This is a genomic window from Cryobacterium cheniae (assembly GCF_004403395.1).
In the GTDB taxonomy this organism is placed as follows: domain Bacteria; phylum Actinomycetota; class Actinomycetes; order Actinomycetales; family Microbacteriaceae; genus Cryobacterium; species Cryobacterium cheniae.
Genome location: NZ_SOGN01000026.1, coordinates 28,276 through 50,101, shown reverse-complemented (window position 1 = coordinate 50,101; position 21,826 = coordinate 28,276). Strand labels below are relative to the sequence as shown.

General features: G+C 70.2%; 22 protein-coding genes and 1 pseudogene. 11 read left to right on the top strand and 12 right to left on the bottom strand.

What is annotated here, in order from left to right; genetic code table 11:
• Positions 1-244 precede the first annotated feature (244 nt).
• Both E3T23_RS04615 and E3T23_RS04610 read left to right on the top strand, forming a co-directional pair.
• Positions 245-1,411, top strand: a complete 1,167-nt coding sequence (locus E3T23_RS04615) for a PQQ-dependent sugar dehydrogenase (RefSeq protein WP_134369237.1) — start codon at positions 245-247, stop codon at positions 1,409-1,411.
• Positions 1,411-1,905: a SprT-like domain-containing protein gene (locus E3T23_RS04610; protein ID WP_134369236.1), complete on the top strand. Its 495-nt coding sequence runs from the start codon at positions 1,411-1,413 to the stop codon at positions 1,903-1,905. Before E3T23_RS04615 ends, E3T23_RS04610 begins: the two co-directional genes overlap by 1 nt.
• A 134-nt stretch (positions 1,906-2,039) precedes the next feature.
• Here E3T23_RS04610 and E3T23_RS04605 read toward each other — a convergent pair whose 3' ends face one another.
• The 4 genes from E3T23_RS04605 to E3T23_RS04590 form a co-directional block, all read right to left on the bottom strand.
• Entirely contained in the window at positions 2,040-2,342 is a 303-nt protein-coding gene (locus tag E3T23_RS04605) for a DUF427 domain-containing protein (RefSeq protein ID WP_134369235.1), read from the bottom strand.
• A 64-nt stretch (positions 2,343-2,406) separates the two neighbouring features.
• On the bottom strand, positions 2,407-3,015 hold the full coding sequence (locus E3T23_RS04600) for a 2-phosphosulfolactate phosphatase (RefSeq protein ID WP_166806203.1): 609 nt from the start codon (positions 3,013-3,015) through the stop codon (positions 2,407-2,409).
• A 20-nt stretch (positions 3,016-3,035) separates the two neighbouring features.
• Entirely contained in the window at positions 3,036-4,301 is a 1,266-nt protein-coding gene (locus E3T23_RS04595) for a hypothetical protein (protein ID WP_134369233.1), read from the bottom strand.
• Positions 4,302-4,583: 282 nt separating this feature from the next.
• Positions 4,584-5,012, bottom strand: a complete 429-nt coding sequence (locus E3T23_RS04590; RefSeq protein ID WP_241977598.1) for an EVE domain-containing protein — start codon at positions 5,010-5,012, stop codon at positions 4,584-4,586.
• 43 nt (positions 5,013-5,055) lie between these two features.
• Between E3T23_RS04590 and E3T23_RS04585 the strand changes: the two genes are divergently transcribed.
• The 4 genes from E3T23_RS04585 to E3T23_RS04570 all read left to right on the top strand — a co-directional run bounded on the left by E3T23_RS04585 (position 5,056) and on the right by E3T23_RS04570 (position 8,987).
• A complete protein-coding gene (locus E3T23_RS04585) occupies positions 5,056-5,670 on the top strand; it encodes a hypothetical protein (RefSeq protein ID WP_174843838.1) in 615 nt (204 codons plus the stop codon).
• Positions 5,667-6,344, top strand: coding sequence for a DUF1684 domain-containing protein (locus tag E3T23_RS04580; RefSeq protein ID WP_134369231.1), 678 nt, complete (start codon positions 5,667-5,669; stop codon positions 6,342-6,344). The genes E3T23_RS04585 and E3T23_RS04580 overlap by 4 nt, the downstream gene beginning before the upstream one ends.
• A gap of 233 nt (positions 6,345-6,577) precedes the next feature.
• Positions 6,578-8,131 carry a DEAD/DEAH box helicase gene (locus E3T23_RS04575; protein ID WP_134369230.1) on the top strand — a complete coding sequence of 518 codons (1,554 nt, stop codon included), beginning with the start codon at positions 6,578-6,580 and terminating at the stop codon, positions 8,129-8,131.
• A gap of 322 nt (positions 8,132-8,453) precedes the next feature.
• Complete coding sequence (locus E3T23_RS04570; protein WP_134369229.1) at positions 8,454-8,987, top strand: GNAT family N-acetyltransferase; 534 nt, start codon at positions 8,454-8,456, stop codon at positions 8,985-8,987.
• 94 nt (positions 8,988-9,081) lie between these two features.
• Here the strand turns inward: E3T23_RS04570 and E3T23_RS04565 are convergent, their stop codons facing one another.
• Positions 9,082-9,669, bottom strand: a complete 588-nt coding sequence (locus E3T23_RS04565) for an NUDIX hydrolase family protein (protein ID WP_134369228.1) — start codon at positions 9,667-9,669, stop codon at positions 9,082-9,084.
• Between the two features lie 29 nt (positions 9,670-9,698).
• Here E3T23_RS04565 and E3T23_RS04560 point away from each other — a divergent pair.
• Positions 9,699-10,490, top strand: a pseudogene (locus E3T23_RS04560) (ADP-ribosylglycohydrolase family protein).
• Positions 10,491-10,871: 381 nt separating this feature from the next.
• Positions 10,872-11,663, top strand: coding sequence for an alpha/beta hydrolase (locus tag E3T23_RS04555; RefSeq protein WP_134369227.1), 792 nt, complete (start codon positions 10,872-10,874; stop codon positions 11,661-11,663).
• Between the two features lie 81 nt (positions 11,664-11,744).
• On the opposite strand, the gene E3T23_RS04550 is transcribed toward E3T23_RS04555, so the two are convergent.
• Positions 11,745-12,182, bottom strand: a complete 438-nt coding sequence (locus E3T23_RS04550) for a DUF5997 family protein (RefSeq protein WP_174843837.1) — start codon at positions 12,180-12,182, stop codon at positions 11,745-11,747.
• 96 nt (positions 12,183-12,278) lie between these two features.
• On the opposite strand from E3T23_RS04550, the gene E3T23_RS04545 reads away from it, so the two are divergent.
• Together E3T23_RS04545 and E3T23_RS04540 are read left to right on the top strand one after the other, a co-directional pair.
• Entirely contained in the window at positions 12,279-13,073 is a 795-nt protein-coding gene (locus E3T23_RS04545) for a LysR substrate-binding domain-containing protein (RefSeq protein ID WP_198416179.1), read from the top strand.
• 5 nt (positions 13,074-13,078) lie between these two features.
• Positions 13,079-14,308: a GAF domain-containing protein gene (locus tag E3T23_RS04540; protein ID WP_134369224.1), complete on the top strand. Its 1,230-nt coding sequence runs from the start codon at positions 13,079-13,081 to the stop codon at positions 14,306-14,308.
• On the opposite strand, the gene E3T23_RS04535 is transcribed toward E3T23_RS04540, so the two are convergent.
• Genes E3T23_RS04535 through E3T23_RS04525 form a run of 3 tightly spaced genes read right to left on the bottom strand, consistent with a single transcriptional unit; the run spans position 14,299 to position 16,871 of the window.
• A complete protein-coding gene (locus E3T23_RS04535) occupies positions 14,299-14,994 on the bottom strand; it encodes a GyrI-like domain-containing protein (RefSeq protein WP_134369223.1) in 696 nt (231 codons plus the stop codon). The genes E3T23_RS04540 and E3T23_RS04535 overlap by 10 nt on opposite strands.
• Before the next feature lie 57 nt (positions 14,995-15,051).
• On the bottom strand, positions 15,052-15,879 hold the full coding sequence (locus E3T23_RS04530; protein ID WP_134369222.1) for an ABC transporter permease: 828 nt from the start codon (positions 15,877-15,879) through the stop codon (positions 15,052-15,054).
• A complete protein-coding gene (locus E3T23_RS04525; RefSeq protein ID WP_134369221.1) occupies positions 15,876-16,871 on the bottom strand; it encodes an ATP-binding cassette domain-containing protein in 996 nt (331 codons plus the stop codon). Before E3T23_RS04525 ends, E3T23_RS04530 begins: the two co-directional genes overlap by 4 nt.
• 129 nt (positions 16,872-17,000) lie before the next feature.
• Between E3T23_RS04525 and E3T23_RS04520 the strand changes: the two genes are divergently transcribed.
• Positions 17,001-18,263: a pyridoxamine 5'-phosphate oxidase family protein gene (locus tag E3T23_RS04520; protein ID WP_134369220.1), complete on the top strand. Its 1,263-nt coding sequence runs from the start codon at positions 17,001-17,003 to the stop codon at positions 18,261-18,263.
• A 54-nt stretch (positions 18,264-18,317) separates the two neighbouring features.
• Here E3T23_RS04520 and E3T23_RS04515 read toward each other — a convergent pair whose 3' ends face one another.
• From E3T23_RS04515 to E3T23_RS04505, 3 genes are all read right to left on the bottom strand, one after another.
• Entirely contained in the window at positions 18,318-19,280 is a 963-nt protein-coding gene (locus tag E3T23_RS04515; RefSeq protein WP_166806202.1) for an FKBP-type peptidyl-prolyl cis-trans isomerase, read from the bottom strand.
• Positions 19,281-19,515: 235 nt separating this feature from the next.
• Complete coding sequence (locus E3T23_RS04510) at positions 19,516-21,288, bottom strand: MinD/ParA family ATP-binding protein (protein WP_134369218.1); 1,773 nt, start codon at positions 21,286-21,288, stop codon at positions 19,516-19,518.
• 217 nt (positions 21,289-21,505) lie between these two features.
• The gene (locus E3T23_RS04505) at positions 21,506-21,709 is read right to left on the bottom strand and encodes a hypothetical protein (RefSeq protein ID WP_134369217.1); all 204 of its coding nucleotides are present in this window, start codon (positions 21,707-21,709) and stop codon (positions 21,506-21,508) included.
• Positions 21,710-21,826: the final 117 nt, after the last annotated feature.

Here is a 21,826-nt window from a genome sequence, read left to right as displayed (position 1 = left end):
TGGGTGGCTGCTGCTGCTGCTGCTGCCGGCTACCAGACATCCGCGTGGTGTGTGCATAACTCCTGCAAATCGCACCGAGGTGGTCGCGGCAGGCCCGGAATTCCGGGCATCACCCGCTCGGTCGCTAGAAATTGCAGGAGTTATGCACGGGAGGGGCTGCCCACCGCGAGGATGGAATCCGGGCATGCTGGAACCAGCACCGGTCAGTGTGCCGGAGCGACGGAGGTGGAGCATGAACGGGCAAATGCGAACGCGCAGCGGCGCGGCCGGGGTGCTGGCGCTGTGCGGGCTCCTGCTGCTCAGCGCGTGCACGGCGACCGCACCCGAGCCGTCGGCGGAGACCTCGACCCCCGCTCGGCCGGTTCCGTCCGACACGGCTGCACCCGGGACATCCGCGCCGACTGGGACCGCCGGGCCAGCGGTGCGGCCGGTCGGCGACCCGGTCGTCATCGCGTCCGGGCTGGAGGCCCCCTGGTCGATCCTGCGCCTGCCGAACGCCGGCACCCTGATCGGCGAACGCGACTCGACGCTCGTGCGCGAACTCCTGCCCGACGGCAGCCTGCGGGAAGCGGGCCGGGTCGCGGAGGCAAGCCCGGGCGGCGAGGGCGGGCTGCTCGGCCTCGCCGCGCTGGCCGACCCTGCCGCACCGGGCGGAGCCGGCTGGGTGTACGCCTATGTCACATCCGCCGACGACAACAAGATCGTGCGGATGCCGCTGCTCGGCACGGTCGGAAGCCACACCCTCGGCCCGTCCGAACCGGTGCAGGGCGGCATCCCGAAGGCCGGGAACCACAACGGCGGCCGACTCGGTTTCGGCCCCGACGGCCTGCTCTACGCCACCGCCGGCGACGCCGGGAACCCGGACACTGCCCAGGATCTGGGCTCTCTCGGCGGAAAGATCCTGCGGATGACGCCGACCGGCGCCGTGCCCGCCGACAACCCGTTCGGCACCCTCGTCTACTCCTACGGCCACCGCAACCCGCAGGGGATCGCCTGGGATTCCAGCGGCCAGCTCTGGGCCAGCGAGTTCGGGCAGAACACCTGGGACGAGCTCAACCGGATCACCCCGGGCGGCAACTACGGCTGGCCGATCGTCGAGGGCCTGGGGCAGGGCAGAGACCCCGCCTACCTCGACCCGGCGCAGCAGTGGGCCACGAGTGAGGCCAGCCCGAGCGGCCTCGCCATCGTCAACGACACCATCTTCATGGCGGCGCTCCGCGGCGAGCGGCTCTGGCGCATCGATCCCTCCTCAGGCGAGGTCGACGACTGGTTTGTGAACAGCTTCGGGCGGCTGCGCGATGTGGTGTCGGGGCCCGATGGCACACTGTGGTTCGTGAGCAATAATACGGATGGCCGCGGCACACCTTCCCCCGGCGACGACCGTCTCTACCAGGTGAGCGTGGCGCCCTGATGGCCGACCTCGACCGGGTGCGGCACTGGGCCGACGCCCTGATCACACTGCACCTCGACCCCAGCTGGACCTTCGCATTCGACAACGCGAAGAAGCGAGCCGGGCTCTGCAACTTCACGGTGCGGCGCATCACCGTGTCCCGCTACCTGGCGGCGCGCTACGAAGACGACGAGGTGCACCAGATCCTGCTGCACGAGGTCGCGCACGCCCTGGCCGGCCCGCGCGCCGGCCATGGGCCGAAGTGGAAGCTGATCGCGCGGAACCTCGGCTACGACGGCAAGAGCACGCACGACGGCGAGATCGCCGACGAGCTCGCGCCGTGGGTCGGCACCTGCCCGGCCGGGCACGTGCATTACCGCTACCGGCAACCGGCCCGGGCATTCGCCTGCGGGCTCTGCGTGCGCGGATTCGACAAGGCGCATCTGATCCGGTGGACACGGCGGGAGATCACCGCCGCGGCCCGGCGTCAGGCCGCCGCGGCGGCGGGCGTCTGACTCTGCCGGTGTCTCTTGGTCTCGACAGGCTAGACAGCCTCGACAGGCTCGTCTGGCTCGACCAACGCTGGATCACCTGGGTCGACAGGCTCGGTCTCGACAAGCTTGGTCTCGACAGGCTCGACCACGTACAGCTAGTCGGTGACCCGGACCTCTTTCCAGAAGGCGACGTAGTTGCTGTAGTCCTGGCCGACACGGTCGAAGGAGGCCGCCGGCGGGGTCGGGTAGCTGAAGGCACGGTCCGGAAGCAGGGTCTCGCCGTCCTGGACGCTGAAGTATTGGCACTCGCCCTTCCAGGAGCAGGTGTACGACGTGGGGCTCTTGACGAGGAACTCGGAGTTCACGCTCGACGGCGGGAAGTACCAGTTGCCCTCGATTTTGAGCAGGTCGGCCTGGGGTGCCTCGGCGATGACGGTGCCGTTGAGTACTGCCTTCATGGGAGTTGCTCCTTCAGTGATGGATTCGAGGGGTCGGCCACAGCGGGCCGTGCCGGGTGCAACCTCAGGCCGGAAAGGCGAATTCCCGCAGTCGGGGGATTCCCGGGGAGGGGGTCGAGGCATCCGTCGCCCGGGCCTGCGTCGCCGGGGCTGGCGTTGCCGGGGTGTCGAGACGCACCGCGGCCTGCACCTCGGCGGCTCGTCCCGCGGCAACGAGGGCCTGGGCGGTTTCGGACGCGGTGACCAGGTGCCGAACGGCCTGCTGGAGTCCGGCGAACCCGGCGGCGGCCGCGGCCGCTTCCGGCGAGCAGTGGTCGATGCCGCGGGCCGCGAGGGCGTCGATCACGGCACCGGCGGCCAGGAAGTCCTCCACCGCGAACCGGGCGCCGCCGCCGTGGCGTCGCTCGCCCACGGCGATCACGGCCACGGAGAACCGGTCCCCCTTCTCCGCCTGCCGGGCGAGCACCCAGTCCGCCACGTTCTCGCGGTCGGCGAGGCTCGCGGCGACGACCTGGTGGTCCCGCAGCGCAGTCGGGAGAACGGGCGCGGACCCGGCCGATGGCAGCGCATCGGCGAGGATGACCACGTCGGCCGCGTCGGCCAGAGCCCGGAATCCGGCCAGCCCGACGTCGAAACGAACCTGGTACTTCTGCTGGGGTGCGGCGCCGGTCATGGTCATCTGTAGCGGTGCCGCTACCGGGCGTCGAAGCGGGCGAGCGCGTCGGCATCCGTGGCGTGGGTCATCGCTGCGCGGGCGGTGTCCAGGGCGGAGACCGGGTCGGCCTCGGACGACGCCAGGCTCAGCCGTCGTTCGGCCTCGGCGAGGCGGGTGCGCGCCGCGGCGCCCACCCGGCCGGGGTTCGCGGTGATGAAGTCGCGCGTCACGGTGATCTGGCTGCGCGCGGCCAGAAGCGCGCCGGTCAGCGCGCCGCGGGCGTTCTCGAGCCGCAGCTGGCGGTTCCGGGCCTCGGAACGGATCATGTCGAGACCGTCCATCGCCGTGCGCAGCCGGGCCTGGTCGGCGGCCGGGTCGCTCAGGCGCGACGGATGCCGCAGCTCACCCACCACCCGGTCGGCTTCCGCGATGACACGGTTCAGTTCGCCGCGCGCCGCGGTCTCCTCGTGGGTGTCGCGCAGGGCGCGCACCTCGGCCAGCTCGGCGTCCGCCGCGTCGAGCGCGCGGGCCAGGGAAACGAAGCCGACGTGCAGTTGGTCTTCGCCCTGTTCGATCGCGTCGAGGAGGGTGCCGGCGCGGTGCAGGGCCTGCTCGGCCGCGAGCAACTGGTCGCCCACGGGGTCGGTGGCTTCGTGGGCGAGCCTGGCGGCCGCGGCATCCGCCGCCCGGCGGGCGTCGTCCAGGGCCGATTCGGCGCGGGCGACGTTGCCGCTGATCGGGGCCAGGGCGGGCGCGGCATACGTGCGGCTCAGCCGGGCGAGGCTGGCGGTGCCGGCCGCGACACGGTCGGCGACGCGGTCGAGGCGGCGGCGCAACTTCTCGAGCAGCATCGGGGCATCCCGTTCGATGCCGCGCCGGGAGTCGAAGACGCGGGTCTCGGCGCCGAGGCGTTTGACGGCCTCGTCGGCGAGCGTGATGATCTGCTCGGTCCAGCGGCGGCGCTCGCCCTCGGTGTCGGGCACGCTGTCGTCGAGCTTCTGCTGCAGCAGGAACGCGTCGCGCACCTGTCGCCGCGAGGCGTCGAGCGAGGCGGCGAACTCGCTGGTGGCGTTCTCCCCGAACTGGGCGACCGCGAAGCCGAGTTCGTCGGTGGCAGCCTCGATCACGTCATCCGCGCGCACCAGGGCGATCGCGGAGGCCCGGGTGCGCTCTGCGGCCAGGGCCAGGTCGACGCGGGCGCGCGCCCGGGCGCGACGCCGCATGATCATCCCGATCACCACGACGATCGCTGCCGCCCCGCCGAAAACGACGGCCGAAGGCACCCACCAGAACTCGCCAGTCATTCCGTCAGTGTACCGAACGGATGTGCCCCGCCCCGGCGCCGAACCCGGCAGTCCCCCCTCGAAAATCGCCGATCCCGCCCACAATCACCGCAGGGACAGGGCGCCTCGGCGCGGACGGTACCCCGCGCCGACGCCGCCCTCACTGACGTCGACACCTCCGGTCGAGTTCGACTGGTCTGCGGGGCGAAGTCGACCGCAAGTGCCGAACTCGGCACAGAACGGGCGAGCGCGCGGGCAGAACGGGCGCAGAACGGGCGCAGAACGGGCGCAGAACGGCCGAGCCTACTCCCGGCGCATCTGGCGCCGGATCACCTCGAAGTCGTGCCGGGAGATCTCGAGCAGCCCCCGGCGCAGCTGGTATCCCCAGTCGGGGTCGCTGCGGGTGAACTCGAGAACCGTCAGGAGCGGGCGGATCGAGGCGGCCACGGCATCCGTCTCGTAGTCGATGCGTCGGCGCCATGGACGGTACGAACTCGGGGCGGCGGACTCGCCCTGGTGCACGATTCCGGGGGCGATGCGCCCGATCGCGGTGAACTCGCGCAGCACGCGCCCGTCGATCTGCGTCTTCGGGGAGTAGTAGACCATCCCGTCGGATTCGCCCATCTGTTCGAGCGCCGCCCGGGCCCCGTGGCTGGCCTGCACGAGCCCCACCGCCACGGCGCGCAGCACGTGTTCGCGTGAGGCAACACCGAGCCAGTATCGAATTGCCACCCTCTTAGTTGTACTGCATGCCCCGGCACCACAGACTGGGGTCATGCGTGTTCTTCTGAAAGAGATCCTCGACTGTTCCCCCGATGCCGCCTGGCGCGCCCTGCGGAGTCCCGCCGTGTTCCGCGAGGTGAGCTCGCCCGTGGTGAGCGTCGAATCGCTCGAGATGGATGGCTTCCCCACCATCTGGGAGCCGGGTGAGCATCCGGTCAGCCTGACCGCGCTCGGCCTGGTGCCGATGGGCGACCAGGTGATCCGCCTGACCATGGCGACCACCCGGAAGGATGGCGTGCGCATCCTGCGCGACACCGGTCGCGGCGTCTCGGGGCCGCTCGCCTCGGTCACCCTCTGGGACCACCGGATGGCCGTGTCTCCCGACCCGGCCGGCACCGGCACCGGCAAGACGCTCTTCCGGGACCAGCTGATCTTCCGCACCGGCGCGCTCACCCTGGCGAGCTGGCCCGTGTTCTGGGCGCTCTGGCAGTGGCGGCTGCACCAGCTCAAGCGCCTCGCGCCGAACTGGAGCCTCGACCTCGGCGTGGACGAGCCCGTGCGGCCCGCCGAGTCCGGTTCCGACGCCGGTGCCGACACCGGTGCCGCCGGTTCCGGTTCCGGCGACGGGACCTCCGCCGAGTCCAGCGAATCCGACGTGACCTCGTGAGCACCACCCTCGGCGCCCTGCAGGTGGCGGACTGGCGGAGGCGCGTTTTCGGGCTCTACGCCGGTGTGCGGCAGCTCAGCGCGCACGACCCGGCTGCCGGCCATGAACTGTGGCGGAGTGGCCGGGACGACCTGTTCGGCGGGCATTCGGCGTCACCGTTGATGCCCGACGACCGGGCCGGGTTCACCGGACTCCCGGTCGCCGCCTACGACCCGGACTGGCGGTTCGAGGTCGCGGTCCACCGGGCGGAGCATCCGGTGCGCATCGCGGTCGACACCGGGGACGGGAAGATTCCGTTCGACCTCGTCGGCACCGTCCGGCTGCCCTACCTGGGCCCGATCGACCTGTGGCGGCTCTCCTGCTACGGCGGCGGGCTGTTCCTGCCCCTGCGCGACGGTCTGGCCGGCAAACCCGGCGGAACCTACGGCGGCGGCCGCTACCTCCTTGACACGGTCAAGGGCGCCGACCTGGGCGCGGGGGCCGACGACGACAGCATCATCCTGGACTTCAATTTCGCCTACAACCCGTCCTGCGCGTACGACCCGATGTGGGCCTGCCCGCTCCCCCAGGCCGGCAATACCGTGGCCTCGGAGGTGCCCGTCGGCGAGCTGGCCCCCGGCGAGGAGCGCCACCCCACGGCGCCCGCCGGGAGGTCCCGCGCTCCGGAGGCTTGACAGCATCCGCTAGGATGGAAGCTTGCGAGTGCGTAGTTGCGCTTGCTGCGTCGTAGAACGCCCTCTTCTTATTGCGGCAGCCCACCCGGGCCGGCCCGCTTTTTCGAATCAAACCTTCTTACGGCGAACGGATGTGCCCATCGGCACCTTCGCCATGTGAATCCTCTGAGGCTCCGAGTTGCCGCCCGCGCGGAACGGATGCCTGGGGAATCTGATGCCCGAAAGGCACCACTTTGTCTGAAACTTCCTTTAGCGCGCTCGGCGTGCCCGCCCCGCTCGTTGCGATCCTGACGGAGCAGGGCATCGACAGCCCGTTCCCGATCCAGGTGGACACGCTGCCCGACACCCTGAACGGCCGCGACGTACTCGGCCGCGGCAAGACCGGCTCCGGCAAGACCCTCGCGTTCGCCCTGCCGATGGTGTCGCGCCTCGGCGGCAAGCTCGCCGGCGGCCGACGTCGTCCGGGCCGCCCGCTCGGCCTCATCCTCGCCCCGACCCGCGAGCTGGCCACGCAGATCACCAACGCGCTCACGCCGTTGGCCGAGGCGTACGGCCTCAACACCACCACGATCTTCGGTGGCGTCTCGCAGGGACGTCAGGTTTCCGCGCTCAAGGCCGGCGTCGACATCGTCGTGGCCTGCCCCGGCCGCCTCGAGGACCTGATGAAGCAGGGCTTCATCAGCCTCGACGCCGTCGAGATCACCGTGCTCGACGAGGCCGACCACATGGCCGACCTGGGCTTCCTGCCCGTCGTCACGCGCATCATGGACAAGACCCCCAGCAGCGGCCAGCGCCTGCTGTTCTCGGCCACGCTCGACAACGGCGTGGACAAGATCGTGCGCCGCTTCCTGCACAACGAGGTCATGCACTCGGTCGACGAGGCCAACAGCCACGTCTCCGCGATGACCCACCACGTGTTCGAGATCGACGGCGTCGAATCGAAGAAGGCGCTCGTCGAGAAGCTCGCGAGCGGTTCCGGCCGCCGCATCCTCTTCATGCGCACCAAGCACCAGGCCAAGAAGCTCGCCAAGTCGCTCACCGACGCCGGGATCCCCTCCGTCGACCTGCACGGCAACCTCTCGCAGGTGGCCCGTGACCGCAACCTCGCCGCGTTCAGCGCCGGCGATGTCAAGGTGCTCGTCGCCACGGATGTCGCGGCCCGCGGCGTGCACGTCGACGACATCGAACTCGTCATCCACGTCGACCCGCCCGCCGAGCACAAGGCGTACCTGCACCGTTCGGGCCGAACCGCCCGCGCCGGCAGCGCCGGCGACGTCGTCACCCTGGTGCTCCCCGAACAGCGCCGCGACACCGATGCGCTGCTGCGCAAGGCCGCCATCAAGGTGACCCCGCAGCGCGTGACCGCGGGCTCCCCCGCCGTGGACGCCCTCGTCGGCGATGTCGCCGCCTACGTCAAGCCGCTCCCCCGCGTGGAGCAGCCGCACGGCCAGTCCCAGGGCGGCCGCTCACAGGGCGCCAACGCCCAGCGCAAGCGCGTCAACCGCGACGAGCGCGACTCCGGCCCCCGCGACGGCGGTGCCCGCGCCGGCGCCACTCGCGGCAACCGCGGACACCGCGGCAGCGATGCCGTGGCACCCACAGGCGGAGCGCGCCCGGAGCGCTCGGGCCGCCCCGCGGCATCCGGTCGCAGCCAGGGATCGGGCAACGGTCAGGGCCGTCCGGCTCAGGGCGGGCGCTCCGGCGGCCTCCAGGTCGGCGGTCTCGTGCGCGGCGCCGGTGCCACCGGCGGCGCACGCCGCTCCGCACCGCGTCGCGCCCAGGGCTAGTCGCTCGGCGCTGTCTGCCAGTTTGTTCGCTAGTTGAACGGGTCGGTCTCTCCGGAGGCCGGCCCGTTTTGCGGTGCCGCGGCCTCTTTCGCCGTCAGTCACGGTGCGTTCCCGTGCATAACTCCTGCAAATCGTGAAGCTGCACGGGAAGATCCGCGTAATGACGGGCCTCGCCTCGCAGATGGACCGAATTTGCAGGAGTTGTGCACGAAGAGGTGCGCCAAGGCGGCCCCGACCGGGGGTCACCGGGCATTTGCGGGTGTGACCAGGACGTGATCCGGACGTGTCATTCGGAGCCGCGCCGCTGAGCTAGTCTCGGGTCATGGTCACCACAGCAGTCCTTCGTCCCGTCGCTGAAGCGGATGCCGACAGTCTCGGCCGCGTGCACGCCACCTGCTGGCACGAAACCTACGACCAATTGCTCAGTAAGGCCGCCCTGGAGCAGCTGCAACCCGCCCGCCTGGCGGCAATGTGGCGCCGGTACAGCGCGCAGGGACCGAACCACCGCCAGGTCGCGGCCCTCGTTGACGGCGAGATCGTCGGATTCGCCGGCAGCGGGCCGTCCCGCGACGACGACAAGCCGACACCGATGGAGCTGTACTTCATCTATCTGCTCGACGCCTACCACGGCACCGGCATCGGACAGCAGCTCTTCGACGCGGTCGTCGACGAGGGTCCGTCCTACCTCTGGGTCGCCGAGGACAACCCGCGTGCGCACTCGTTCTACAAGCGCAACGGCTACGCCCCCGACGGACACGAGCAGGATCAGGAAGTGCTCGGCGAACAGCTCCACGAGGTGCGCCTGGTGCGACCGCGCTCGCTCGCCCGACGGCTGTCACTCGTCACGACCGAATAGCAGCGGCTGACGAGCAGCAGGCCCCGCGCAGCGGCCGAATAGCAGCAGGCCGCGCTCGTGCGGCGGCCCGGTTGCGCCCGGGGCCGACGGACCGCTAGCGCAGCTGGCCGACCGAGGCGAGTGCCATCCGCAGCAGGGCCCCGCGGCCACCCTCCATCTCGGCTGCCACCGCATCGGAGGCAGCCTCCTTCGGCGTCATCCAGGTGAGTTCGAGGGCGTCCTGGCGCGGGTCGCAGGTGCCGGTGACGGGAACGACGTAGGCCATCGAGACGGCGTGCTGGCGGTCATCCGTGAATGCGGTGATGCCCGGCATCGGGAAATATTCGGCCACCGTGAAGGGCACGGGGCTCATCGGCAGCTGTGGGAACGCCATCGGGCCGAGGTCTTTCTCCAGGTGGCGGAAGAGGGCGTCGCGCAGGGTCTCGCCGTAGAGCACGCGACCGGACACGAGCATCCGGGTCATCTCTCCGGTCGTCCGGGCACGCAGGAGCACGCCGACCTCGACCACCTGACCGAGGCCGTCGACGCGCACGGGCACCGCCTCGATGTAGAGGATCGGCAGCCGGCGCCGCACTTCGGCCAGCTCGACGTCGCTCAGCCAGCCCGGGTTGGTGTGGGGCGGCTGCGCGCCCTCGGGGCCAGGCGTCCAGTCCGGATCGGGGTCAGGGGTGCGCACGCTCATGAAGCTATTCTGTCGTACCCGGCGCCCGGATGCGCCATGGGCGTTCGCTGCAGTGTCGGCGTCCGCTGCGGGTCGGGCGGGCGGGCGCGGACGCGGGCGGCTCCCTCGACCTGCTCGGACCCTCGACCGCGGCGGCCCTGGAGCGACTGCGGTCCGGCGTGTCGTCCTGGGAGTCCGCCCGCTTCGGCTCGACTAACGGCGCGGCCATGCGCATCACCCCCGTGGGGATCGCCTGCGGTCTCGCTCCCCTCGCCGGGTTCATCGACCGGGTGGCCCAGGCCAGCATGGTCACCCACAACACCGGCCTCGGGATCGGCGGTGCCGCAGCCGTGGTCGGCGCCGTGAGCGCGGGCGTCGCCGGCGCCACCCCGCCGAGGCCGTCGACGCGGCGATCGACGCCGCCCAGGCCGGCGAACGGCGCGGATACTGGCGAGCGGGCGGGTCGATCGCCGCACGCCTCTGGTGGGTGACCGGCCACCTGGCGGGGCTCACCGAGGCGGCGCAGGGGGGTCGCGGTGGAGCGGCTGATCGGGACATCCGTCGCCTCGCAGGAGTCCGTGGTGGCCGCGATCGCCCTCGCGGCCGTCGCGGAGGACCCCTGGGAGACCCTCCGCGTCGCCGCGAGCGTGGGCGGGGACACCGACACGATCGCGGCGATCTGCGGTGCCGTGCTCGGATCGGTCTTCGGCCTGCAGGGCTGGCCGGCCGAGCAGGGGGCGACGCTCACGGCGGTGAACCGGCTCGAGCTGGAGCCTCTGGTCGACGGTCTGCTCGCGCTGCGCGACGCCGAGGGCGGTGCACTGGTGAGGTGGGGCGGGTGAGGTGAGGCGGGTGAGGTGAGACGGGTGAGGTGGGGCTGACTCAGGAGAAACGCGCCGCTGGTGCCGCCGCCCCGCGGAACGCCGCAGAAACATGTGGGGGCGAGGCATCCGCTCCAGGAATCTCCTGAATTGGCCACAGACTGCCCCCTGATGCTCCCGCCCGGGTCGGGAGTGCAGGCCCGCCCGAGTGCATAACTCCTGCAATTCGGCGAAGCAGCGGCACGATTTCCCGGAATTCCGGGCGCCTTTCGGGCGTCTCACCGCAAATTGCAGGAGTTATGCACGGGCCACGACTGATGCCGCGGATGCCGCCGCCTCCCTAGGAGTGGAAAGATTGACCCGTCGGCGTTTCCCGGTGTCGACCTCGAACAGGAGGACCCCATGGGCACGAACGACATCGACCCCGCCGGCGCCGACAGCAGCGAAACCAGCAGCACCACCGAAACCGGCGCCACAGGCGCCACCGGCGCCACCGCCAGCATTGGCAGCACTGGCAGCAACGCCGGCACCCCCGCCGCGCGTGCCGAGCCCATCGACCCGGCCGCGGTGCTGTGGAGTGCGTCGGTCGCCGACCGCGCCGGGCGGCCGCTGCTGCTCATCCTCCACGGCTACGGATCGCACGAGGGAGACCTCTTCTCGCTGGCGCCGCACCTGCCGCTGCATCCGGTGATCGCCGCGCTGCGAGCCCCGCTGCCGGCCGGTCCGGGCTGGGCCTGGTTCCCGATCGGGGCCGCCGGTGCCAAGGTCAACCCGGGATCGCCGAGCGCCGACGCACTGGATGCCGCCGCCGCCGGGGTGCTCGAATGGCTGGATGGCCTGCCCGAGCAGCCCTCGTCCATCGGACTGCTCGGATTCTCGCAGGGCGGGGCGATGGCGCTGCAGCTGCTGCGGCAGGCACCCGAACGGTTCGCGTTCGCGGTGCAGTTGTCCGGTTTCGTCGGGCGCAGCGAGCACCCGGGTGACGAGCGCCTTGCCGAACGGCGCCTGCCGGTCTTCTGGGGCCGCGGCACGGCCGACCCGGTCATCCCGCAGGATGCCGTCGACCGCACCCAGGCCTGGCTGCCCGAGCATTCCGCGCTCATCGAGCGCATCTACGAGGGTATGGGCCATTCCATCTCGCAGGCCGAACTCGGCGAGATCGTCACGTTCCTGCGCGCGCAGTACGAATCCTAGGAGTCCCTGCGCCCGGGCATCCGACCCCCGAACGAATTCGACGGGAGCGACGAGGATGCCGGGCGGCGGCGGTAGAACCAGCTAGCGGCCGCGACCGGCCTTCTCGTTCTGGGCTGCCTGACGGGCGACGTGGGCGATCTTGCGGGCGCGCTCGGCGTCGCGGTCCTTGACCCGGATCTGCTCCTCGCGCACCTCGTACTGGGTGGCGCGCTCGGTCACGAGCCACGCCGGCGGCTGCTGCAGCAGGGCCTGGATCTCGGCGGAGGTGAGCGGCTCTGTCACGGCGCCCCGCACGAGGCCGGAGATCGAGACGCCGAGCTTGGCGGCGACGACCTGCTTGGGGTGCGGGCCGTTCGCCCGCAGTTCGACCAGCCAGGCCGGCGGGTTCGCTTCAAGCGCGGCCAGCTCGTCACGCGACACGGGCGCGTTCTGGAATTCTTCCGGGGCTGCTTCGAGCAGAATCCCGAGCTTCTGGGCCGCCGTGGCGGGCTTCATGGTCTGGGTCTTCTTCTCGCTCATCAGTCAAGCGTATAGCCTGAGAGCACCCGCATAGCCTGAGAGACCGCCGCTCCCCGCGGATCGACGTTCGCAGCGCCATCACGAGAAAGGATGCCGGTGACCTTTTCCATTGCCTTCGTCGCCGGTGTGACCCCCACCAAGTGGACCCGCACCTGGGCCGATCGACGCCCCGACCAGCCACTCGAGGTGTTCCGCACGGATCCGTCCGACCAGGACGCCGTGCTCCGCGACGGCCGCGCCCAGGTCAGCCTGGTGCGCCTGCCCGTCGATGAAACCGACCTCAGCCTGATCGCCCTCTACCGGGAGATCCCGGTGGTCGTGGCCGCCAAAGACCATTTCATCGCCGACGCCGACAGCGTGCTGGTGGCCGACCTGGCTGACGAGCACCTGCTGCAGGACCCCGACGACGTGCCCGAATGGCGCCTCGTGGCCACGGAGGTCAGGGACGGCACCCGCCGCCCCCTGCCGGCCATGCGGGACCTCGACGACGCGATGGCGCAGGTCGCTGCCGGGGTCGGCATCCTGATCGTCCCCCACTCGATCGCCCGCCTGTACGGCCGCAAGGATGTCGTCTCTCGCCCGGTCGAGGACGTCGCCGAAAGCCAGGTGTCCCTTGCCTGGCTTTCCAGCGAAACCACGGAAGACGTCGAGGAGTTCATCGGCATCGTGCGCGGCCGCACGAAGGACAGCTCGCGGGTCGACTCGCTGCCCGCCGGCGCCGAGAAGGTCAAGAAAGAGAAGAAGACCGACAAGGCCAAGGCGGCGGCGAAGGCCGTGCGGGTCGCGGCGGCGAAGTCCAAGCCGGCGGTGGCGAAGAAGGCCACCAGCGCCCCCGGGCGCACCCGGAACACCCCCAGTCCCCGTGCGGGCAAGCGCCGCGGGGGCAGGTAGCGTCCGTGCCGCAACTCCTGCGGTGGGCACTGATGCCGCTGATGCGGGCCTGGTCGGCGGCGGTGACCCGCGAGTACGACGGCATCCCGCGGCCCCGGGACACCCCCCAGGCGCATTCCCCGGGCACCGACAGCGACCGCGTGCTCATCTTCGGCAGCGGCCCCGCCGTCGGCTGGGGCGTGCTCAGCCACAACGTGGCCCTGCCGGGATCCCTGGCCCGGGCGTTGTCGACTCGAACCGGGCGGGGCACGGATGTCGACGTCATCCCGAACCCGCTGGTCACCATCCGCACCTCCCAGGCCGAACTCGACGGGCTCGGCCTCTGGCGGTATGACGCGGTCGTCGTGAGCATCGGCCCGTCCGACGCCGTCGCCCTCCTGTCAGGCCTGGTCTGGCAGCGCGAGTTGTCGGCCCTGCTCGACCGGATCCGACGTGAGTCCTCGCTCACCACCCGGATCTTCGTGCTCGGCGTGCAGCCGATCCGGTCCATCGCGGCCTTCGACTCCGGGCTCGGCTCGGTGGCGGAGAAGCACGCCCGCAGCCTGAACGAGGCCAGTGCGGCGATCTGCGCGGGGCAGGAGCAGAGCCACTTCGTGCCGATGACGGCGCGCCTCCCCTCGACGCCGGGGCGGGTGCGCACGGCCGCGCACTACGCGGAGTGGGCCGATCTTCTGGCCGACGAGATGGCGCCTCCGCTGAACGCCGAACACCTCGGCACCGCCCGGGGAACCGCCGAGGGTCGCGCGGTGGCGCGGGGCGCCGAACAGCTCTCGCCGGATCCTCGCCGCGCGGTCGACCGCCTGGGCATGCTCGACGCCGACACCGAGGTGCGCTGCGACCAGATCGTCGCCCTGGCCAGGAGCGCCTACGGCACCCGCTCGGCCGCCCTCACCTTCATCGACGGCGACCGGCTCTGGGACATGGTGAGCCTGGGCTTCACGCCCCGCGTCTACCCCATGGCCGGTTCCATCACGGCACTCGCCGTGAGCGGGGCCGGTGCGTTCGTGGTCTCCGACGTGGTTCTGGACGACCGGTTCACCGCACGCCCGCCCCTGCTCAGCCAGGGACAGACCCGCTTCTACGCGGGTTTCCCGATCGAGGCCGACTCCGGCGAGCGCATCGGTGTCCTGTGCGTGTTCGACCCGGAACCCCGGAGCACCGGCGAGGTCGACACCGTGCTGCTGCGGGAACTCGCCCTCCTGATCCAGGCCGAGCTCGGCCGGCATCAGGAGTAGGCGACCGGCTGTCTCAGCACCGTCTTCAGCTTCGCGGGCGCGGCGCGGCGCGGGTCGCCGAGGTAGACCTCGTGGTGCCGGCCGTTCATCCGCAACCCGTTGCCGGCCAGGAACTCCCCGTGCAGGCGGGCGAGCGCTGGGCCCTCGTCGTCGTACGGCCCGAGGTGGAGCAACTGCGCCGAGAGCCCTTCCACGAGGGTCTCCACCCGCACCCGGGCGAGCGCGGGCAGCTTCTTCTTCGCCAGCGCCCCGGCGATGGCCTCGGCGATGAAGGCATCCGTCACCCAGTCCGGCTGGCTCATCAGAAGAGTCCACTTCCACTTCGACTTCTCACCGGCCGTGAAAACGGATGCGTCGTCCGAGTACCAGAGGCCTTCGAGCGGCGCGACGACCAGGTCCCGGCCGAGCGCGCGCTTGGCCGCGAATTTGACCGCGTACGCGACCGCGTAGAGAGCCCCGACGGCCTCGGCATAGGCCGGGGCCGTGTTCGGGTCGCCGGCCCCGTCGAGGGCGATGAAGCGTTGGGCGGGCACCTCGATCAGCTCCCAGTCCCGGTTGGCGGGCCCATACAGCGACGGGTGAACGCGCTTCACGTCCCAGGGGCCGGCCCCGACGGGCGCGGTGTTGCGGGGAGCGCGCAGCTGCCCGGTGCGCCGGTCGGTGCGGAACGGGACTTCGTCACTCATGGGCCCTCTTCACTGGGTTCACTGGGTTCACTGGTTTCACTGGGTTCACTAGTTTCACTAGCGGGAACTGATGGACGCGAACTTGCGCACGCACAGCGGAACGAACACGACGAGCATGACCGTGATGCCGATCAACACCGTGGTGATCGGGTTCTGCATGGTCCAGATGTCCGGCACCGGGGCGGTGCCCTCGTTGCCGAACAGTTCCCGCGCCGCCTGCACCAGCGACGATACCGGGTTCCACTCCGCGAACACCCGCAGCGGGGTGGGCAGGGTGTCGCTGGGCACGAAAGCGTTGGAGATGAAGGTCAGCGGGAAGAGGATCAGGAACGACGCGTTGTTGATCACCTCGGGGGTTTTCACGCTCATTCCAAGCAATGCCATCACCCAGCTGAAGGAATAGCTGAACAGCAGCAGCAGTCCGACGCCGGCGAAGAACTCCGACACACTCGAGTTCACCCGCCAGCCCACGAGCAGCCCGGTCAGCATCATGATCACCATGGAGATCGTGTTCAGAACCAGGTCGCTGTTGGTACGTCCGATCAGAACGGCGGAGGAGCTCATGGGGAGGCTGCGAAAACGGTCGATGATGCCTTCCTTGAGGTCCTGGGCCATCGCCGAGCCGGAGAAGGTCGACCCGAACACGACGGTCTGGGCGAAGATCCCCGCCATCAGGAACTGCACGTAGTCGGTTCCCTGCACGCTGATCGCGCCGGCGTAGACCTGGCTGAACAGCAGCACGAACATGATCGGCTGGACCACCGCGAAGACGAGCATGTCCGGTGAGCGCTTGATCTTGATCAGGTTGCGCTTGGTGACGGTCCACCCGTCGGAGTACCAGAGGGAGAGCGGGTTCCAGGTGGGGAGGGTGGCTGCGGCGGTCATTTCGCCTTCTCCAGTTCCGCGTCGGCGGCCTTGTCCGCCGCCATGTCGGCCTTGTGGCCGGTCAGTTTCAGGAACACGTCGTCGAGTGTGGGGCGGCGCATGCCGGCGTCGTGCAGCCGGATGTCCGCTGCGCCCAGGGCCGCCAGCACCTGTTGCAACGCCCGTGGCCCGTCGATCACCGCGACCTCGAGACCGCGGCCGTCGCTGGTGGTCGCCGGCTCCCCCGCCCCGTAGCGGGCGAGGATCTCCCGGGCCGCCGCGCCGTCACCGGCCTCGACCAGGGCCACCTCGAGCCGGTGGCCGCCGATCTGCGCCTTGAGCTGGTCGGACGTGCCTTCGGCGATCACCCGGCCGTCGTCGATCACGACGATATCGTCCGCGAGCTGGTCGGCCTCCTCGAGGTACTGGGTCGTCAGCAACACGGTGGTGCCGCCGGCGACCAGGCGCTTGATCACGGCCCAGAGCGCAATCCGGCTGCGCGGGTCCAGCCCCGTGGTGGGTTCGTCGAGGAACAACACCTTCGGGTTGATCACCAGCGCCCCGGCCAGGTCGATCCGGCGGCGCATCCCGCCGGAGAAGCCTTTGACCGGACGGTTGCCGGCTGCGGTCAGTTCGAAGAGATCGATCAGCTCCTGGGCCCGACGCCGGGATTCGGCGGCGCCCAGATGGTAGAGCCGACCGACCATCTCGAGGTTCTCGAATCCGGTCAGGTTCTCGTCGACGGCCGCGTACTGGCCCGAGACGCCGATGATGCGCCGCACGCCCTTGGGGTCGGCGACGACGTCGATCCCGTCGACGAACGCGGTGCCGGAGTCCGGCCGGATCAGCGTGGTCAGCATCTTGACGACGGTCGTCTTGCCGGCACCGTTCGGGCCGAGCAGCGCCTTCACGGTCCCCCGCGGCACGGACAGGTCCATCCCGGCGAGCGCGTGTACCGGCCCGGACTTGGACCGGTACACCTTGGTCAGACCGGTGGCCTCAATGATGGTCATGGGAATATCCCTGCCTGGTCGAGGGGAAATGAGTGGAACCACGAACACAACATTTTAACGACCCCCCGGCCGAACAGACAACCACTTTGCCTGATCGCGCACCGGCGAGCGCCTGACTATGGTGTGCTCATGGACCAGGCGCGTTGGGAGAAGATCGTGCAGTGGCCGCTGCTCGCGGCCTCGGTGCTCTTCCTGATCAGCTACTCGTGGCGGGTGCTGGCCGACCTCGACGGTCCCCGCAATCTGCTCACATTGGTCGTCCTGGTAGCGGCCTGGCTGGTCTTCGCGGTCGACTACCTGGTCAACCTCTACCTGGCGCCCGAGCGCCGGCACTGGTTCATCACGCACCTCTTCGACCTGGTGGTGGTGTTCCTGCCGGTCCTGCGGCCGCTGCGCCTGCTGCGGCTGGTCACGCTGCTGCCGATCTTCCAGCGCACGCCCGGCCAGGCCGTGCGCTCCCGGGTCGGCCTCTACCTGGCCGCGGCATCCAGCCTGCTCATCTGGATGGGCTCGCTGGCCGTGCTCGACGCGGAACGGTCGGCCCCCCGCGCGAACATCACCACCGTGGGTGATTCCGTCTGGTGGGCGTTCGTGACTATCTCGACGGTGGGCTACGGCGACTATTTCCCGGTCACCGGCACCGGCCGGCTGGTGGCCGTCGCCCTGATGCTGGGCGGCGTCACGCTCGTCGGGGTGATCACCGCCACCCTGGCCTCGTGGATCCTGGAGCGCATCGTGGCCTCGGGCCGAACCGCTGAGCTACTGGTGCGGCATCCGGGCCGGGGCCACACTGGGCCCATGCTGGGTGAACTGAACGACCAGGAAATCGACGGCGTGCTGCATGATGCGGTGATCGGCCGGATCGGCTGCCACGCCGGCGGCCAGACCTACATCGTGCCGGTCTCGTACGCCTACGACGGAGAACATGTCTACGGTCATTCCGGCAGCGGGCGCAAAGTGGCGATGATGCGGGATAACCCGTCGGTCTGCTTCGAGGTCGAGCATGTCGACGACCTGGGGAACTGGCGGACCGTGGTTGCCTGGGGCACCTTCGAGGAACTCCGCGGCACGGATGCCTCGGCGAGCCGGGAGCTTCTGGTCGCCCGGTTCGCCCCGCTGCTCGCCACCGCCGGCGCCGGCTACGGCTCCAGCGCCACGTCCAGCGCCACCGCCGTGCCCCATCTCGGGCCGGACGGCACTCCGCTGCCCTTTCGGCCGCTTCCGGACTCGAGGCCTGCCTCGGGTGCCGTCCCGAAGCCGGGGCCGGGGCCGGTGCGCGCGCACGCTCCGGCCCCGCATCCGGCGAACCACGCAACCGACGGTTCCGGCCAGGAGGCGGTGCTGTACCGCATCCGTCTCACCCGCAAGTCCGGACGGTTCGAGCGCAGCTGAACCGCCCGGCCGGGGCGCGAACGCTACCGGCGCGGGGTGCCGGACCGCTGCCGGTTAGCCGGCAGCGAGGATATCGACGACGAAGACAAGCGTGTCGGTGCCTGAAATGCCCGCGTCGGGCTGACCCTCGGCACCGTAGCCGAGTTCCGGCGGAATCACGATCATGACCTGGGAGCCGATCGTCTGGCCGACGAGACCCTGGCCGAAGCCGGGAACGACGGCGGCCAGGGAGATCGGGGTCGGACCGCTCTTACCCCAGGTCTGGTCGAAGACCGTACCGGTGGACCAGACGACACCCGAGTAGTGCATGACCACCGTGTCTTCGGCGGCAACCTTCGCGCCGTCGCCCTTCTTGAGGACCGCGGTCTTCAGCTCGGTCGGAGCGTCGGCGGCCGGGATCGTCATGGTCGGGGCGCCGTCCTTGGCCAGCTCGACGGTCGGAAAGCCGTCTTCCGGCTTCTGGTCCTCGCCGTTCGCACGGGGAGGGATTTCGCCCTTGACGTCGACGACAAAGATGATGTTGTCTTTCGCCCCGACCTTGAGCTCTTCGTTGCCGGTCTCGCCGAACGCGTCAGCCGGCGGCGCCACGACCGCGACCCGCGATCCGTAGGTCGCGCAGGCGACCCCCTTCAGGAGCGCCGGGAAAACGCTCGAATCCTTGGCCAGGGTGATGGGGGCGCCGAGGTCGTCTCCGAAGCCGCCGGCGTTCATCTTCTCGCCGCTGTTCGCGTTGTACACGGAGAACCCCAGCTCAACGATGTCATCGGTGGCGACCCGGTCACCCTTGCCCTCCTTGACGACGGAGACCTCGGTGGCCTCCGTGGTCAGCGGCGACTCGAACTTCACTTTCGGCTCCGCGCTGGCCTTGCCGGTGACCTTCACGGCCTCCGACGCCTTGCCGGAGTCGACACAGGCGACGCCCGCGGCGCCGGTTTCGTCGGAGGGAGACGTGCTGCACCCGGCGAGGGCGAGCACGGCGACAGTGGCAATGGAGATGAGGGCAGGAAGTTTACGCACGCTGATCTTTCTCTTCGGCAGTGATCCGATTAAGTGGTCGATACGACAGGATTCGATGGGCACAGGTGATTGGATCGGCAGCATCTGAGTCGGCGGGCGCCCGTCGGGCCCTCGCCAGTATGCCCCACCGAGATCAATACCGCCTGAGTCCCGGCCCGCACCGGATGGGTTGGGCCGGCAGGCCGCCCGGTCAGCACCGGGTCGGCGGCGGGTCAGTGACGGGTCACAACCCGGGTCACAAGCCCTCGGCGATCGCCGCCGTGGCGACGAGCCAGGCTTCGCGAGTGCGCGGCGCCAGAGCATCGAAGTTCAGCGACCCCCCGGCCACGAGTGCGGCGTCGTACGGCACGTCCACCACGGTGCGGGTCAGCTGGCTGAAGTGGTCGTGCAGTCGGACGGACAGCTGACGATCGGCCGTCTTGGCCGGCGACGCCAGGATCGTGACCGCCTGCGCGACCTTGTCGGCATGGCCCTTCTGGCGCAGGCCGTCCAGCAGCGAGGCCGCGCCGTACGCGGTGTCCTCGCGGATGGTGGAGACGACGACGAGCTGGTCGGCCGCCTCGACGGCCGCCTCCCAGTTGGACGCCCGCATGTTGTTACCGGTGTCGATGATCAGTACTCGGTAGAACCGGCTGAGCGCGGCATGCAGTTTGCCGAAGGCCACGTCATCGATGCTGGCAGCCCCTGCCGGGTCGAGGTCGGAGGCGAGGGCGTCGAATCGGGCGTCGCCCTGATTGCGCACGTAGTTGTCGAGGTCGCCCACCCGTGCGGAGCTCGAGTAGGCGAAGTTGTCGAGGTCGCGGAGCAGGTCGACCGCGGTGTTGGTGTGCACAGCGGTCTGCGCCCGCACCCCGAGCGTGCCCATGGTCTCGTTGTTGTCCCAGGCGAGCGTGTAACCGCCGCGATGGATGCCGAAGGTCGCGGCGATGAGCAGAGTGGCGGTGGTCTTGTGTGCGCCGCCCTTCGGGTTGAGCACGACGATTGTGCGCGGGCCGACCAGGCTGCGCTGGACCGACGCGACCGCCGCGCGGTGTGACATCTCGCCGGCGCCGGGCGCCGGAGAGACGAGTCCGCCGGTCAGGCGCCGAACCGTGCCCTGCCAGCCCAGGAGGGCAGGTCCGGCCACGAGCGGCGGACGGGAATTCATGAAGTCGGAGAGGTTCGGACCGTTGCCGTCGAGCGCGGCGGGGGCGACCGAGACGTCGTCCGTCACACCGGCGGACAGCGGCTGGTCGGTCAGTGACGTGTCGGTGTCCACCTTGGGAGGAGTCCCGCCCGGCACCGGAGCCCGGCGGATGAACTGCGTCGCGGAGCGGGGAGCGGAGTAGGGCGCGGCCGCGAGGTCGCGCTCCCGGTCATCCTCATCGTCGGCGTCGAGATCGAGCACAAGGCCGTCGAACGTGGTGACCGGAACGAGGCCGACCGTTGCCGCCGAGGCCGGTTCGATCGGGAGGACTTCGCCATCGAGCACGGCGCCTTCGAGCATGCCGGCATCGAGCTCGGCCTCGTCCAGCATGTCCTCGTCGACCGCACCCTCGAGGGCGTCCTCATCGAGCACGGCGGCCTGGAGCACTGCGGTGTCGAGATCCGGGGCCTTCTGGTCCGAGGAAACGACGAGCGCGACCAACTCGACGACCTCCGTTTTGGAGACCACGGCGGCGACCGCGTCTGCGTCGTGAGGCTCGGCCGACTCCGACTCCGACTCCGAGGCCGACTCCGGTTCCCGTTCCGGTTCAACGGGGGTCGGGATGAAGGCCCCATCGTCTTCCACGTCCCCGTTCGGGTGCACGATCAACGGCGACTTGCCCTGCTCGTCTTCCGCGGTCAGGCGCACAGCGCGGTCGATCGCGCGCGCGGCATCCGTGACCCGGTTGATGATTTCCTCGCGCACGCCGGCCTCGTCATCGGCGGAGATGTGCGAGCTGACACCGTCGATGACCAGCTCCCCCGTGCCGTCGCTTCGAATCATCGCGCGGATGCGAGGGAGTGCGGAAATGTTTTGCGTCATGTTCTGCCTTTTTTCGTCGAGCTCAGCTGATCAAGCGTGAGCACGTCGGAGGTCCATCGAGCGTGCCCTGTTCAGCCTACGGGGTAGCGGAGTCCCCCCCGTTTAGCCGAGTCCTGAGCCACCCGGAGACCGGGCTCGTGCCCGACTTCGTCCGACCGCCGCACCTTTCGAGTCCGAGGCCCTGAGCGACCCCACCGCTCGATTGCGAGTCACCCGGTCAGGCCGCGTGCGGCTCCGGAGCCGCCCAGCGGACGGCACGGAGGCCGGCCCGGGTTGCGTGCGTGTCGTCGTGGCCGTTCTGGCGCCGGCATTCCACCAGATCGTTCGTCGGGGTGATGTGCGGGTCGCGGCACGAGCTGGCGTAACTGGTGTAATCCGTTTCGAGCAGTAGCTGGTCATCGGTCAGGTTCTGGTGGGTCATCTGTCTGTGTTTCTGTTCAGGCGCACGTTCCGTCCCCTGCAGTGCTGCGCGGTGCTGCCCGTTCGACTCCCGTACGTTCAGGCTCTTGATTGTGGGTCAGCGTACGTGGACTGGCAG